Source organism: Megasphaera sp. AF13-6AC, assembly GCF_027685385.1.
GTDB lineage: Bacteria > Bacillota > Negativicutes > Veillonellales > Megasphaeraceae > Megasphaera > Megasphaera micronuciformis.
The window spans coordinates 1-350 of the sequence record NZ_JAQCUN010000336.1; the positions used below are offsets into that span (position 1 = coordinate 1).

The following is a 350-nucleotide window of genomic DNA, read 5'->3' on the forward strand; positions in this document are numbered from 1 at the left end:
CCTCAGGAACCGGGTGCGGGCTTCGAGTTTGAAAACAAGATTGTCGGCGGCGCTATTCCTCGTGAATATATCGGATCTGTCGAAGCCGGTGTAAAAGAAGCGATGGAAACGGGTGTTCTTGCAGGCTTCCCGATGGTAGATATTAAGGTTGTCGTTTTCGACGGTTCGTACCATGATGTCGACTCTTCGGAAATGGCCTTCAAGATTGCCGGTTCTATGGGCTTCAAAGAAGGTGCGCGTAAAGCGGATCCCGTACTTCTCGAACCGTATGTTAAGGTTGAAGTCGTTGTCCCCGAAGATTACATGGGCGATGTTATCGGCGACTTAAACTCTCGCCGCGGTCGTGTAGA

The 350-nt window shown here is 50.9% G+C and carries 1 pseudogene; it reads left to right on the forward strand.

Going from position 1 to position 350, the window contains the following annotated elements:
- Positions 1 to 350: pseudogene (gene fusA, locus PGX78_RS09290) on the forward strand (elongation factor G); the annotation flags it as partial.